The organism is Dellaglioa sp. CoH-55-MRSF-6 (genome assembly GCF_056782215.1).
The window spans coordinates 1-261 of record NZ_JBXAYJ010000053.1; the positions used below are offsets into that span (position 1 = coordinate 1).

1 protein-coding gene is annotated in these 261 nt (G+C 49.8%); it reads right to left on the reverse strand.

Annotated elements, in window-relative coordinates:
- Positions 1-88 precede the first annotated feature (88 nt).
- Positions 89-253: a DUF1283 domain-containing protein gene (locus tag AC1RPK_RS07760; RefSeq protein ID WP_481769357.1), complete on the reverse strand. Its 165-nt coding sequence runs from the start codon at positions 251-253 to the stop codon at positions 89-91.
- Positions 254-261: the final 8 nt, after the last annotated feature.

Sequence of the window (261 nt, forward strand, 5' to 3'; positions counted from 1 at the left end):
GCGTAAATCTTCACGCTCCAGCGGGCGTAGCTTAACACTGTGGGCGCTTGGCATAACGTGTCCTTACATTCCTTAAATCAATAACAGGTTAGGGGATAATAACGCGGCCAGTTCGACGGTCCAGGCAGCGCAAAGTATTTGGCTCCCAGTAGGCATTGATGTTGGCGCTTTGCGCACATTTATCGCGGTTATCAAAAGCAGCGTCGGCTTTATCCCACTCTTTTTCAGTGCGTTTATTCACTTTCTGGCGCAGATTACGCG